Below are 14,393 nucleotides of genomic sequence, written 5' to 3'. Positions count from 1 at the left end.
ACGATGGTGCAGGCCTGCTGTGAGAGGAAATGACGGGGAATGACAAGCAAGCACGTGGCCGTCCTTCTGGGTGGATTCTCGTCCGAGCGGCCCGTGTCCCTGTCGTCGGGCAAAGCTTGCGCCGATGCGCTCGAGGGAGAGGGCTACCAGGTGACCCGCGTCGACGTCTCGCGCGACATCGGCTCGGTGCTCAGCGCGCTCAAGCCTGACGTGGTCTTCAACGCGCTGCACGGCCCCTTCGGCGAGGATGGCACCATCCAGGGGATCCTTGAATACCTAGCAATTCCCTATACCCATTCCGGTGTGCTTGCCTCGGCGCTCGCGATGAACAAGGAACAGGCCAAGAAGGTCGCTAAGGCGGCCGGCATTCCGGTGGCGGAATCGAAGGTGGCCAATCGCTTCGCCATCCAGAACAAGCACCCGATGAAGCCGCCCTATGTCGTCAAGCCGGTCAACGAAGGGTCGAGCTTCGGTGTCGTCATCGTGCATGAAGGCCAGTCGCATCCGCCGCAGATCATCGGCTCGTCCGAGTGGAGATACGGCGATACGGTCATGGTCGAGCGTTATGTGCACGGGCGGGAATTGACCTGCGCGGTGATGGGCGATGTGGCGCTCGGTGTCTGCGAGATCATCCCGACCGGCCATTCCTTCTACGACTATGATTCAAAATACGTCGCGGGAGGATCAAAACACGAATGCCCGGCAAAACTTTCACCGAATATTTACCAAAAAATACAGACACTGACGCTCAAGGCTCACCAAGCTATCGGCTGTCGGGGCGTTTCCCGGTCGGACTTCCGTTATGACGATCGTCACTCCGAAAACGGCGAAATTGTCTGGCTCGAGGTCAACACCCAGCCGGGCATGACGCCGACGTCTTTGGTGCCGGAAATCGCCGCGCAAGCGGGACACTCGTTCGGCGATTTGTTGAGTTGGATGGTGGAGGACGCTTCGTGTCTGCGTTGAAGTGGGGACAGGGCAAGGGGAAGGGCGCGGCCGGGCCGGCGCTGTTCGGCATGCCGTTGTCGTTCGACCATTTCGTGCTGCCGCGCCTGCTCCGCCGGCCGGTGCGCGTGCTGGCGCGCCTCGGCGAAGGCGACTTCGAAGCGCCGCCCTATTGCGCTGCCATGCTGTCGGCAGCATTGCTTATTTCGAGCAGTGCCTATGCCGCCTATCTCGGCGGACATGCCGACGCCATCGTCCAGAGTGTCACCGCCCGCACCGGCTTTGCCGTCGACCAGGTCAAGGTCGTCGGCAACCGCGAAACGTCCGAGATCGATATTCTCGACAGGCTAGAACTCGACGGCTGGACCTCGCTGATCGGCTTCGATGCCGAAGCCGCACGCGAACGCATCACCACGCTGCCCTGGGTCGAAGCCGCGGCAGTGCGCAAGGTCTACCCGCATACGCTGGAAGTGCGCGTCGAGGAACGCGAGCCGTTCGCGCTGTGGCAGCAAGGCAGCGCGCTTTCGGTCATCGAGAAATCCGGCACCGTCATTGCGCCGTTCTCCGGCGGCAAGCAGATATTGCTGCCGCTGATCATTGGCACCGGCGCACCGGCCAAAGCGCCGGATTTCCTAGCCAAGATCAAGAATTATCCGGAGCTCGCCGCGCGGATCAAGGGCTATATCCGCATCGGCGAACGGCGCTGGGATCTCAAGCTTGAAAACGGCATCACGATCAAGCTTCCCGAAGACGGTGAGGATCAGGCGATTGCCGACCTGGTCAGGATGGACCACGAGAACGGGCTTTTGACGCGCGACATCGCCGCCGTCGACATGCGCCTGTCCGATCGTCTGGTCGTCCAGTTGACGCCGGAAGCGGCGACACAGCGCCAAGCCGCGCTCGACGAAAAGCCCAAGATGCTGAAGCGCAAGCCGGAGACGAAGATATGAGCTGGCTTGGCGGCAATAGCGATGCCTCGTCGCGCCGGTCCGGCATCCTGACGGTGCTGGATGTCGGCTCCAGTAAGGTCTGCTGCGTGGTGGCCAAGCTCAAGCCGCGCGACGATGGCAAGCTGCTGCGCGGACGCTCGCATCGCATTCAGGTGATCGGCATCGGCCACCAGAAATCGCAAGGCGTGAAATCGGGCGTCGTCATCGATCTCGACCGTGCCGAGCACGCCATCCGTCTTGCCGTCGACGCCGCCGAACGCATGGCGGGACTGACGGTCGATTCGCTGATCGTCAACATGACTGCCGGCCGGCTGAAGAGCGAGGCTTTTTCGGCCACCATCAATCTCGGCGGCCATGAGGCCGACGAGGCCGACATCAAGCGCGTGCTTGCCGCCGGCGCCAAGCAGGCGCTGCGGGCCGAGCGCGAGGTGATCCATTCGCTTCCCGTTGCCTTTTCGCTGGATGCCGAGCGCGGTGTGCGCGATCCGCGCGGCATGGTTGGCGACCAGCTTGGCGTCGACATGCACGTGCTGACAGGCGACGCGGCGCCCTTGCGCAATCTGGAGCTCTGCATCAACCGCTCGCATCTGTCGGTCGAGCGCATGGTGGCGACGCCCTATGCCAGCGGGCTAGCCGCCCTGGTCGACGACGAGCTCGAAATGGGCGCGGCCTGCATCGACATGGGCGGCGGCACGACGACGATCTCGGTGTTTTCGGAAGGCAAGTTCGTCCATGGCGACGCCATCGCGATCGGCGGTAACCACGTCACGCTGGATATGGCCAAAGGCCTGTCGACCTCGCTCGATGCCGCCGAAAGGCTGAAAGTGATGCACGGCTCGGCGCTGCCTGGCAGTGCCGACGACCGCGACCTGGTCTCCATCCATCCGATCGGCGAGGACGGCGAGGTGCCGTTGCAGATCCCGCGCTCGGTGATGACGCGCATCATCCGCGCCCGCATCGACGAGACGCTGGAATTGCTGCGCGACCGGCTGAACAAATCCGGCTACGGCAACGCCGTCGGCAAGCGTGTGGTGCTGACCGGCGGCGCCAGCCAGCTTGCTGGCCTGCCCGAAGCAGCACGCCGCATTCTCGGCCGCAATGTGCGCATCGGACGCCCACTTGGCGTGGCAGGCCTGCCCGAGGCGGCCAAGGGGCCGGCTTTCTCGACGCCCGTCGGGCTTCTGATCTACCCGCAGATGGCGAGCTTCGAGAGCCGCCCGGCGAAGGGAATTTCCGGTCTTCGGATGACCGGAACAGGCGGAAAACTGCATCGAATGAGTCAGTGGTTGAGAGACAGTTTTTAATTTGACGGGGACAGCCCCATAGGCGGCCGCGGCGGCGAAGCGGCGGGAAAGGCAAAGGACGAAGACAATGACCATCAATCTGCAGAAGCCGGACATCACCGAGCTCAAGCCGCGCATCACCGTGTTCGGTGTCGGCGGCGGCGGCGGCAATGCCGTCAACAACATGATCACCGCCGGCTTGCGCGGCGTCGAGTTCGTGGTGGCCAACACCGACGCGCAGGCACTGACGATGTCGAAGGCCGAGCGGCTGATCCAGCTCGGTGCGCATGTCACCGAGGGTCTCGGCGCCGGATCGCAGCCTGAAGTCGGGCGCGCGGCGGCGGAGGAATGCATCGACGAGATCATCGATCATCTCTCCAACACGCATATGTGCTTCGTCACTGCCGGTATGGGCGGCGGCACCGGCACCGGGGCGGCCCCCGTCGTCGCGCGCGCTGCCCGCGAAAAGGGCATCCTCACCGTCGGCGTCGTCACCAAGCCGTTCCACTTCGAAGGCCAGCGCCGCATGAAGACGGCCGACATGGGTATCGAGGAACTGCAGAAATGCGTCGATACCTTGATCGTCATTCCCAACCAGAACCTATTCCGGCTGGCCAATGACAAGACCACCTTCGCCGATGCCTTCGCCATGGCCGACCAGGTGCTCTATTCGGGCGTTGCCTGCATCACCGACCTGATGGTCAAGGAAGGGCTGATCAATCTCGACTTCGCCGACGTCCGCTCGGTCATGCGCGAAATGGGCAAGGCGATGATGGGAACCGGCGAGGCTTCGGGCGAGGGCCGCGCAATGGCCGCGGCGGAAGCCGCCATCGCCAACCCGCTGCTCGACGAGACCTCGATGAAGGGCGCCAAGGGCCTGCTGATCTCGATCACCGGCGGCCGCGACCTGACCCTGTTCGAAGTCGATGAGGCGGCAACGCGCATTCGCGAAGAGGTCGACCAGGACGCCAACATCATTCTGGGCGCCACCTTCGACGAGGAACTCGAGGGCGTTATCCGCGTGTCGGTGGTCGCCACCGGCATCGATAAATCGGCGGCCGAAATCGCTGCCGCGCCGATCGCCATCCGCACGGCTCCGCCGAAGCCGGTCAGCCGCCCGGCGGCTCAGGTCACGGAAATGCGGCCGGCGGCTGCCCAGCAACCGATCTATGAACCACGTGCTGCCGATCCGGTCGCCGAGGCCATTCAGCTCGCCGAGGCAAATGCGGTAGCGATGGCGCAGGCCCGCCCGGCACCGGTAGCCCATGCGGAAGACTTCCGCCCGCAGAGCAAGATCTTCCAGGCGCCTCCGGCTCAGCCGCAGCCGACGATGCAGCCAGCGGTTCAGCAAGTGATGCAGCCCGCTCCGCATCGTGAAATGCCGCAGCCGGTTGCCGCAGCACCCCAGCGCATGCCGCGGGTCGAGGATTTCCCACCGCAGGTGAAGGCCGAAGTGGAAGCCAAGGCCCGCCCGGCCGACCACGAGAACAGCGGCCCGATGGGCTTGCTCAAGCGCCTGACCAACGGCTTGACCCGCCGCGAAGAGGAGCCTGCACGGCTGCAGCCGGCGCAGCCGCGCGAACCGAAACTGCGCCAGGCGCCGGCGGAAGTGCGCCGCCTAGCCAGCCAGGATCCGCAACTTTACGCGCCGCGCCGCGGCCAGCTGGACGAGCAGGGCCGACTGACGCCGCAGGGCCGGGCTGTCCAGGAAGACGATCAGTTGGAGATTCCCGCCTTCCTGCGCCGACAGGCCAATTGATCTGTTGACGGTTCGTAACATTTGTTAACAGGCGAGCAGGAAACTGTTCGCCTGTTAACATTAAAAGCGATTTTAAAACAAAGACTTATGAGGCATTCCCGCTCCGGACCGCGGTTACAAAGAGTAAGAAACCGTGATTTGGAGTCTCCCTACGGGACCATTATCTTCGCCACCGACCAAAGTCGGTTTGCTGGGAGTCTTGGGGAAGTGGCCCTGCCTGCCGATCAATCAAGAGCCGCGCCCTCAGGGCGGATGAAGCGGACCTAGGCAGTGTGGGCTATGGGGATTGTTTTGCACGACTATCAGACGACACTTAAATCGCGTGCGACGCTGACCGGCATCGGCGTTCACAGCGGCACCCCGGTCACCGTCCATTTCCTGCCGGCAGATGCCGATACGGGTGTCGTCTTCCAGCTTTCGAATGCAAGCGGAAGCCACGAATTTCGCGCGCTCGTCTCCGAGGTCGGTGCCACCGACCTCTGCACCATGCTTGGCGATCCGCAAGGCGAGCACATTGCTACGGTCGAGCATCTGATGGCGACGCTTTTCGGCCTTGGGATCGACAATCTCGTCATCGAAATCGACGGCCATGAGGTGCCTATCCTCGACGGCAGCGCAGTGATGTTCGTCGAGGCCATTGACCAAGCAGGCATCGAAACGCTGCCGGTCAAGCGTCGCTACATCAGGGTGGTCAAGCCGGTTCGCATCGAGAACGGCGCCTGCTGGGCGGAGTTCAGGCCCTATGACGGCACGCGCTTCGAGATCGAGATCGATTTCGAAAGCCCGGCGATCGGGCGCCAGCTTTTTGCATCCGACATGAATGCCGACATTTTCCGCCGCGACGTCGCGCGGGCTCGCACTTTCGGTTTCATGAAGGACGTCGAGCGGCTATGGGCGGCCGGCTATGCGCTCGGCTCCTCTTTGGAAAACTCCCTGGTGATCGGCGACGACAACCGTGTGATCAACATGGGAGGCGTGCGCTATCCCAACGAGTTCGCGCGCCACAAGACGATGGATGCGATGGGCGACCTGGCGCTCGCCGGTGCCCGGTTCATCGGCTGCTTCCGCTCCTACCGCGGTGGCCACAGGCTGAACGCCGCGGCGTTGCGCCGCCTCTTGTCCGACCGTTCGGCTTTCGAGATCGTTGAGACGACGCGCCGCGAGCGCGGGCGTACTGCCGAGATGAGCGCCGTCAATGCGCCCGTCTTTGCGCCCTGGATGATCTGATTCTTAAGGTCTTACGGCTCCTGTTGCGGTCAAGCTGTGTTGCATGGATGCATCACCGGCCGGCCAAATTACGCAGCTTTCCAGGTGGCGCCAAACCGCCATAAAAATGTGCGATTGGCCGGGGATAGCGTTGCCGGGCAAGGCAATTATGGTTTATGGCTGCTGCCGTCGACTGAAATGACGCCGAAAGGGCGGAATCCAAACATGTTTTTCAAGCGAGTTGGTCAATCGAAGGCGCTGCGGCGGGCTGTTTTCCTGGCGCTTTCGGTGGTCGTTCCATCGCTGTTTCTGTCGGCCTGCATGTCGTCCGAGAAGGACGTCGATCTGTCGACCTATGTCGATCAGACCGAGCCGGCCGACGTGCTCTACAATCAGGGTCTCGCCAATCTGAATGCCGGGCGACTGCAGGAGGCAAGCCGCAAATTCGATGCCGTCGACCGCCAGCATCCATATTCCGAATTCGCCCGCAAATCGATGGTGATGGGTGCCTTTGCCGACTATCGTCAGGGCAACTACGACGAGGCGATCGGTTCGGCCAAGCGCTACCTGACGCTCTACCCGTCGACCGACGATGCAGCCTATGCCCAGTATATTATCGGGCTGAGCTACTACCGACAGATCAAGGACGTCACCCAGGACCAGAAGGAAGCGCGTCTTACCGCGCAGACGATGCAGGACCTGGTAACGCGCTGGCCGACTTCCGAATATGCCGACGATGCCAAGGAGAAGATCCGCTTCGCCAACGATCAGCTCGCCGGCAAGGAGATGCAGATCGGCCGCTATTATCTTGAGCGCCGCGAATATATCGCAGCCGTCAAACGGTTCCGCAACGTCGTGGAGAACTACTCCAACACACGCCATGTCGAGGAGGCGCTGGCGCGTCTTACCGAGAGCTACTATGCGATGGGGCTGACGTCGGAAGCGCAGACCGCTGCGGCCGTGCTCGGCACCAACTATCCCGACAGCCAGTGGTACAAGGACTCCTACAAGCTCCTGCAGAGTGGTGGGCTCGAGCCGCGCGAGAATGCCGGATCGTGGATCTCCAAGGCCGGGAAGCTGATCACCGGCGCCTGAGCGGCGCGTCACCATGCTCTCCAGGCTGTCGATCCGCGATATCGTTCTGATCGAGAAGCTGGACATCGACTTCTCGTCCGGCCTTTCGGTGCTGACCGGCGAAACCGGCGCCGGAAAGTCCATCCTGCTCGACGCCTTGTCGCTGGCGCTTGGCGCCCGCGGCGACGCCTCGCTGGTGCGGCATGGCGCGGCGCAAGGCCAGATCATCGCTGTCTTCGACGTGCCGCGCAACCACCCGGCCCGTATGCTGCTCGCCGAGAACGCCATCGAGGACGACGGCGACATCATCCTGCGCCGCGTCCAGACGGCGGACGGCCGCACGCGCGTGTTCGTCAACGACCAGCCGTCCAGCGTGACGCTGATGCGCGACGTCGGCCATGCGCTGGTCGAGATCCACGGCCAGCACGACGAGCGCGCTTTGGTCGATCCCGGCGCGCATCGCGAGTTGCTCGACAGTTTCGGCGGTCATCTGGGTGCCGCGCGGGCAACAGGCGAGGCGTGGCGGCACTGGCGTACCTGCGAGCAAGAATTTTCACGGCACCGGGCCAAAGTCGAGGCAGCTGCCCGCGAGGCCGATTATCTGCGTGCAGCGGTTGCCGAATTGACCAGGCTCGATCCGCAACCGGGCGAAGAGACCGAGCTGGCCGAACTGCGCGCCGCGATGATGCGGGCGGAAAAGATCGCCTCGGAAATCCACGACGCCCAGGATGTACTCTCGGGTCCGTCCTCGCCCTTGCCGCAACTGGCCAGCCTGCTCAGGCGGCTGCAGCGCAAGGTGACCGAAGCGCCCGGCCTGCTCGAGGATGTCGTCAAATCGCTCGACGAGGCGATGCTGTCGCTCGACGCGGCGCAGTCGGGCGTGGAAGCAGCGCTGCGCGCCACCGAATATGATCCGCAGCGGCTGGAGAAGGCTGAGGAGCGGCTGTTTTCGCTGCGTGCCGCCTCGCGCAAGCACAGCGTCGCCGTCGATGACCTGGCGCAATTGCGTGACACCATGGCTGCCGACCTTGCCGATCTCGACGCCGGCGAGGAGCGCCTGCATGCGCTGGAGAAACAGGCTGCAGCGGCAAGCCAGGCCTATGACATTACGGCGGCCCAGCTGTCGTCGCTTCGCCATGCGGCGTCCGTCGGGCTGACCAAGGCGGTAATGGCCGAACTGCCGGCGCTGAAGCTCGAACGGGCCGAGTTCATCGTCGAGATCGCAAGCGATGCCGAGAGCCGCATGGAAGAAGGCATCGACCAGGTCGAGTTCTGGGTGCGCACCAATCCCGGCACCAGGCCCGGCCCGATGATGAAGGTCGCTTCCGGCGGCGAGCTTTCGCGATTCCTGCTGGCGTTGAAGGTAGCACTCGCTGACCGGGGCTCGGCGCCGACCTTGGTCTTTGACGAAATCGACACCGGCGTCGGCGGCGCGGTTGCCGACGCTATCGGCCAGCGGCTGGCGCGGCTGGCAAAACGCGTGCAGGTGCTTTCGGTCACGCATGCACCGCAAGTGGCGGCGCGCGCTGCGACGCATTTCCTGATCTCCAAATCGGGCGGGGCCGACCGGGTCTCGACCGGCATCGCCGAGATGGACCGGGCGGCGCGGCAGGAAGAGATCGCACGCATGCTCGCCGGCGCCACCATCACCGACGAGGCGCGCGCAGCGGCCGAGCGGCTGCTGCGGGAGAACACCGCGGCAGCCTAGAGCGGTTCATTGTTTCACGGAAACGCCGAACCGCTCTACCACTTTGTTTGCGCAATTCCAGACGGAAAGCCGTTTCACACTTTTCCTGGAATTGCTCTAGAAGAGTTCGTTTCCGGCGCTCGCGACCGGAGTCAGGGTATGGCTCCATCCTGCTGTTCAGGAATGATTTTCCGTGTCTGGTCTCTCCCTCATGAGAGAATCCTGTTCTATTGTGTCGCGCCACCGTGGAGGGAGCAGTGCATGGACGAAAAACCAGTCGATTCGCTCAGCGAAAGCGAGGCGGCAAGCGAGTTGAAGCGGTTGGCGCAGGAGATCGCCGAGCACGACCGGCGCTACCATGGCGAGGACGCGCCGATAATCACGGATGCGGAATATGATGCGCTGACGCGGCGCAACCTCGCCATTGAACAGCGCTTTCCTGCTTTGGTGCGCGAGGATTCGCCCTCACGCAGGGTCGGCGCGCCGCCGGCGGAAGGCTTTGCCAAGGTGCGTCATGCGGTGCCGATGCTCAGCCTCGCCAAGGCCTATACCGACCAGGATGTCGCCGATTTCATCGTACGTGGCCGGCGGTTCTTTGATCGCGACAAGGATCTGGACATCGCCTTCACAGCTGAGCCGAAGATCGACGGGCTGTCGGCTTCGCTGCGTTATGAAGGTGGTGTGTTCGTGCAGGGAGCAACGCGCGGCGACGGCGCCGTTGGCGAGGACATCACCGCCAATCTGAGGACCATCGCCGACATTCCCAAGACCTTGAAGGGATCGGGCTGGCCCGAGGTCATCGAAATACGCGGTGAGGTCTACATGACCTACGCGGAATTCGAGGCGTTGAAGCAACGCTCGGCGGCGATCGGCGGCCAGGATTACGTCAATCCGCGCAATACGGCCGCCGGGTCGCTCCGTCAGAAAGACCCGTCCGTTACCGCCAGCCGCAACCTCAAGTTCTTTGCCTACGCCTGGGGCTTTACCACAAAGGATCCGGCTCCTACCCAGTACGATTCCGTGCAGAAATTCGCGGAGTGGGGATTCAAGGTCAGCCCGCTGATGGTCCGGGCAAGATCGGTCGAGGAACTGGTCGCGCATTATCACCTAATCGAGACCCAGCGCTCATCGCTTGGCTACGACATCGACGGCGTCGTCTACAAGGTCGACCAGTTGGAATTGCAGCGCAGATGGGGTTTCGTCACTGGCGAACCGCGCTGGGCCGTGGCCCACAAATTTCCAGCCGAACAGGCGATGACGACCGTGCTCAGGATCGACATTCAGGTGGGCCGTACCGGCACGCTGGCGCCCGTTGCCCGGCTTGCGCCCGTTACGGTCGGCGGCGTGGTGGTGGAGAACGTCACGCTTCACAATGAGGATTACATCAAGGGCTTGGACAGCAACGGCCAGCCGATCCGCGACGGCTATGACGTGCGTATCGGCGACACGGTGGTCATCCAGCGGGCAGGGGACGTCATTCCGCAGATCGTCAGCGTCGTCGCCGACAAGCGTCCGCCAGATGCCGTGCCCTACGAATTCCCGCACAAATGTCCGATCTGCGGCTCACCCGCAACGCGCGAAATCAACGAGAAGACCGGCAAGGAAGATTCCCGCCGACGTTGCACCGGCGAACTGATCTGCCCTGCACAGGCCGTCGAAGGATTGCGCCACTTTGTGTCGCGCGGCGCACTGGATATCGAAGGCCTGGGCGCGGAAAACATAGACCTGTTCTTCAATGCCGGGTTGATCAGGACAGCCGCCGATATCTTCACTCTCAGGGACCGCCGTCCCGCCGTCACCAAGGCGCTGGCGGAGCGGCGGGAAGAGCAGGCCAGGCAGCGTGAGGCCGCATCGGGCAAGACGCGCAAGAATGTACGCAGTGTCGAGGAACGCAACTACGACGGCCTCGACAAGCTCTTCGCTGCCATCGACGCTCGCCGCGAACCGGAACTCGATCGCTTCATCTTTGCGCTGGGCATCCGCCATATCGGCGAAACGACGGCCGCTGTGCTGGCCCGAACCTTCTCGACGATCGAGGAGTTGATCCGCATTGGCAAGGAGACAGCAGCGGCAGCCGATCCACACACCGTTTTTCCTTCCATCAACGGCATCGGCGACACGGTGATAGGCGCGCTTCGCGATTTCTTCGGCAATGAACGCAACGACGCCGTGCTTGAAGCGCTGCTTACACAGGTCCACCCGAAGCCGTACATCGTGAACGTCTCAGCCGATAGTGCGGTTGCCGGCAAGACGATCGTGTTTACAGGCACGCTGGAAAAGATGACGCGGCCCGAGGCCAAGGCGATGGCCGAACGTCTCGGCGCGAAGGTCGCCGGCTCGGTTTCTGCGAAGACCGATCTCCTGGTGGCAGGGCCAGGCGCCGGTTCCAAGCTGAAGGACGCGACCAAATTCGGCATCGAGGTGATCGACGAGGACACCTGGCTGCAGCGGATCGGCAAGGGCGGGTGATGGCGGCTGCGTTCAACGGTTTTGGGCAAAAGGCCATTCCCTTCCTCAAGGCGCTCGATTTTCATCAGAGCCGGGAGTGGTTTTTGGAAAACCGCGATCTTTTCGAGCGGGACCTACGTGATCCCTTCGGCGATCTGGTCGAGACGCTCTCCGAGCGCTTCACGGCCGCGGGGCTCGGTTTGCGCGGCGACCGCAAGAAGTCGCTGTTCCGGATTAACCGCGACGTGCGTTTTGCCAAGGACAAACGGCCCTACAACCGGCATTTGTCGGCGATCCTTTCGCCCGACGGCACCAAGATGGAACAGGGCGTGTTCTACGTCCATATCGGGCTCGAGCGCTGCTTTGCCGCCATTGCCTGGTGGCAGCCCGGACCGGAGCTATTGCTGGCGCTACGCAACGCAATCGCGAAGCGGCCAGCTGAATTCCGCAGCCTCGTCGCGGCGCTGAAGAAGAATGGTCTCGAGTTCGACCCGGACGGCTGCATGAAGCGCACACCGCGCGGCTTCGAGCATATCGCCGAGCCCGATCTCGCTGCCGCGATCCGCAACCGGCATTTTGCCGTCCGGCACGCAATCGAGCCGGCGGATATCTACGGAGCTGGATTGGTCGACGAACTCATCGACTTCGTCATGCGGGCAAAACCGCTGCTCGACTGGGGCAGGGCGATCGAAGGCAAGGCTTCGCCGCGCTAGAGCGGGATGCGTTCAAATTGAACCGTGCATCCCCCTCTATCTGTCTGTTTTAGCCGCATTTCTGCGACGCCAAGTGATTCCACTTGGCTGCAAAATGCTCTAGCGGATAAATCAGACGGTCAAATGCGCCGCGCAGTGTAGAGGCTGGTGGTCATGTTGCGGGTTATGAAGCCTTGGAACTCGTCGCGGACGATGCGACCCAGCTCCGCCAGGATTGCTTCGCGGTCGCTGCGGATGTTGATATTGGAAAAAGTGGCATAGAGGGCGACCGTCTGGTCAGGATCGAGGACGAGCGACCAGACACTTGTCCGATGTTCGATGGCATCGAACGCGCCGGTTCGCTCCAGCGCCGCCACGCGGGCCTCGGCATCAAGGGCGAACGGAATACCATTTGAGCCCGCCGAAGGGCTCGAAGGCCCTTCAAGCAGTGCCTTCGTCGCATCATGAAAGGGATCGGGGCGACTGTTGTCGCCGAATACATTCCAGACCATTGCCCACCAGCCGCCCGGCCGAAGCAGCTCGGCGACCTTGACCAGCGCCGTGTCCTCATCCAGCCAATGAAAGGCAGTGGCGCTGACGCCGAGATCAAAACCGGCCTTCTTAAGGACGGCATCCTCAAACGCAGAGACGCTCACCGAGAGCGCCTTGTCCTGAATAGTCTCGCAAAGGAAAGTCGCGAGGCGAGAATCCGGCTCGATGGCGAGCATAGGGCTCGCGCCCAGTTCGAGTAAGCGGCGCGTAGCAGTTCCTGTACCTGCGCCAATCTCGAACGTCGTCGTGCCATGCGCGAGACGGCACCGTTCACATAGAATTTCGAATACCCAATCAGGATAGCCAGGCCGCGTCGCGTGATAGCTGCCGGGATCGGCGCCGAAGGCCAGGCAGCCGAATTTTGGATCGATGAAAAATTCGCTCATTGCAACCACCTCTGGGGAACCACCTCTGGCCCTGGTCTGTGGCCGCCACTTTTGGCAAGGACCGATGGGCGCCAACGGATATGCCCTCCCAGGTGCCAAGCGTCTGATTTTTATCCACTGGGCATGGAGCGCGCTTGCCGCGACGCTTCAGCTGTCATTTCCGCTGATCGTTTGCCTCAAGCGAATTGGTGTGACAAGCCGGACCGCCCTCCCTACATAGGCCTTCCCGAGGAGCGATCGATGTCGGCGGAAGCAATCTCCGAAAACAGTGCGAAAAGCGATTTCTGGGACGGCGTACGGCTCAGCATGCCCGTCGTGGTGGCGTCGGCGCCGTTTGCGTTGCTGTTCGGGGCGCTCGCAGTCGACAACGGGTTTTCCGTGCTCGAAGCGTTCCTGATGAGCGCAACGGTGTTCGGCGGCGCCAGCCAGATGGTCGGCATCGAGCTGTTCGGCCAGCATGTCGCGCCGTGGCTGATCGTGCTGTCGATCTTCGCGGTGAATTTTCGCCATGTGCTCTATTCGGCTGGCATCGGCCGGCGCATCGCGCATTGGCCACTGATCCAGCAGGCGATAGGCTACTTCGTGCTTACCGATCCGCAGTTCGCGGTGGCCGAGCGCAAGGCGGAGGCCGGCGAGACCGTCGGGTTCACGTGGTATATGGGGCTTGGGCTGCCGGTCTATGTGTTCTGGATCATCGAAAGCGCGCTCGGCGCGATGTTCGGCAAGCTTATTCCCGACACCCATGCGCTGGGCATCGACTTCCTGCTGCCGATCTATTTTCTCGGCCTGGTCATGAGCTTCCGCAAGCGGCCGCTGTGGCTGCCGGTGGTCGTCGCCAGCGCTGCCGCCTCCATCATTGCCTATAAAACGGTCGGCTCGCCCTGGCATGTCTCCATCGGTGCGCTGGCCGGCGTGCTGCTCGCCGTCATCCTGCCGCCCCGCCACAGTGGCGTGGAGGCACGGCCATGAGCACGACCTTGTGGATCATTATCGCCGCTTCGATCGCGACCTATCTGACCCGCATCGGCGGTCATCTGGTGATCTCACGCTTCGACCATATCCATCCGCGCGTCGAAGCCGGGCTGAACGCCGTGCCGGCGGCGGTGCTGACCACGCTGGTGGCGCCGGCGGCGCTCAGCGCCGGACCGGCGGAATGGGCCGCCTTGATCGTTGCCGGCCTGGTCTCACTGCGCGGCGGCCTGATGGCGATGTTCCTGGCGGGTGCTGCCGTGCTGATCCTCGCGCGGCAGCTCGTCGGCTGATCGACTTTTGCCCTGGCGGCGAGAGCACATATGCGCTTTGCCGTAGCGACTATTGCCGCGCCGACCCGCAACAGGCTCAGCCGGATCGCCTCCGCTCTCTCCTGGTGGGCGCAACGCACGGCGTCGCTATAGAGCGCTTCGCGCTGCTT

General features: G+C 63.1%; 12 protein-coding genes. 11 read left to right on the top strand and 1 reads right to left on the bottom strand.

Translation table 11 applies throughout. The features are described from left to right. Positions 1–39 precede the first annotated feature (39 nt). From NKH70_RS15860 to NKH70_RS15820, 9 genes are all read left to right on the top strand, one after another. Entirely contained in the window at positions 40–966 is a 927-nt protein-coding gene (locus NKH70_RS15860; RefSeq protein ID WP_292664390.1) for a D-alanine--D-alanine ligase, read from the top strand. After that, positions 954–1,895 (top strand): cell division protein FtsQ/DivIB, encoded by a 942-nt coding sequence (locus tag NKH70_RS15855; protein ID WP_352716805.1) that lies wholly within the window; start codon positions 954–956, stop codon positions 1,893–1,895. Before NKH70_RS15860 ends, NKH70_RS15855 begins: the two co-directional genes overlap by 13 nt. Next, a complete protein-coding gene (ftsA, locus tag NKH70_RS15850; protein WP_023721196.1) occupies positions 1,892–3,199 on the top strand; it encodes a cell division protein FtsA in 1,308 nt (435 codons plus the stop codon). Before NKH70_RS15855 ends, ftsA begins: the two co-directional genes overlap by 4 nt. Positions 3,200–3,266: 67 nt before the next feature. Further along, positions 3,267–4,937 carry a cell division protein FtsZ gene (ftsZ, locus tag NKH70_RS15845; protein WP_352912759.1) on the top strand — a complete coding sequence of 557 codons (1,671 nt, stop codon included), beginning with the start codon at positions 3,267–3,269 and terminating at the stop codon, positions 4,935–4,937. A 279-nt stretch (positions 4,938–5,216) separates the two neighbouring features. Beyond that, positions 5,217–6,164 (top strand): UDP-3-O-acyl-N-acetylglucosamine deacetylase, encoded by a 948-nt coding sequence (lpxC, locus tag NKH70_RS15840; RefSeq protein WP_352912760.1) that lies wholly within the window; start codon positions 5,217–5,219, stop codon positions 6,162–6,164. 204 nt (positions 6,165–6,368) lie between these two features. Then, positions 6,369–7,238, top strand: a complete 870-nt coding sequence (locus NKH70_RS15835) for an outer membrane protein assembly factor BamD (protein WP_352465137.1) — start codon at positions 6,369–6,371, stop codon at positions 7,236–7,238. Positions 7,239–7,251: 13 nt separating this feature from the next. Next, positions 7,252–8,925 carry a DNA repair protein RecN gene (recN, locus tag NKH70_RS15830; protein ID WP_352912761.1) on the top strand — a complete coding sequence of 558 codons (1,674 nt, stop codon included), beginning with the start codon at positions 7,252–7,254 and terminating at the stop codon, positions 8,923–8,925. Positions 8,926–9,165: 240 nt separating this feature from the next. Further along, a complete protein-coding gene (gene ligA, locus NKH70_RS15825; RefSeq protein WP_352912762.1) occupies positions 9,166–11,373 on the top strand; it encodes an NAD-dependent DNA ligase LigA in 2,208 nt (735 codons plus the stop codon). Continuing rightward, positions 11,373–12,065 carry a DUF2461 domain-containing protein gene (locus NKH70_RS15820; RefSeq protein ID WP_352716794.1) on the top strand — a complete coding sequence of 231 codons (693 nt, stop codon included), beginning with the start codon at positions 11,373–11,375 and terminating at the stop codon, positions 12,063–12,065. The genes ligA and NKH70_RS15820 overlap by 1 nt, the downstream gene beginning before the upstream one ends. Positions 12,066–12,184: 119 nt before the next feature. On the opposite strand, the gene NKH70_RS15815 is transcribed toward NKH70_RS15820, so the two are convergent. Next, complete coding sequence (locus tag NKH70_RS15815; RefSeq protein ID WP_353025606.1) at positions 12,185–12,982, bottom strand: class I SAM-dependent methyltransferase; 798 nt, start codon at positions 12,980–12,982, stop codon at positions 12,185–12,187. Positions 12,983–13,222: 240 nt separating this feature from the next. On the opposite strand from NKH70_RS15815, the gene NKH70_RS15810 reads away from it, so the two are divergent. Both NKH70_RS15810 and NKH70_RS15805 read left to right on the top strand, forming a co-directional pair. Then, entirely contained in the window at positions 13,223–13,951 is a 729-nt protein-coding gene (locus NKH70_RS15810) for an AzlC family ABC transporter permease (RefSeq protein WP_352575100.1), read from the top strand. Then, complete coding sequence (locus NKH70_RS15805; RefSeq protein ID WP_352465131.1) at positions 13,948–14,244, top strand: AzlD family protein; 297 nt, start codon at positions 13,948–13,950, stop codon at positions 14,242–14,244. Before NKH70_RS15810 ends, NKH70_RS15805 begins: the two co-directional genes overlap by 4 nt. Positions 14,245–14,393: the final 149 nt, after the last annotated feature.

Origin of the sequence: Mesorhizobium sp. M0991 (assembly GCF_040318915.1) — a bacterium.
Classification (GTDB): Bacteria; Pseudomonadota; Alphaproteobacteria; order Rhizobiales; family Rhizobiaceae; genus Mesorhizobium.
Note: the sequence above shows the minus strand (reverse complement) of the source record. Positions and strands in the feature narration are given on the sequence as shown.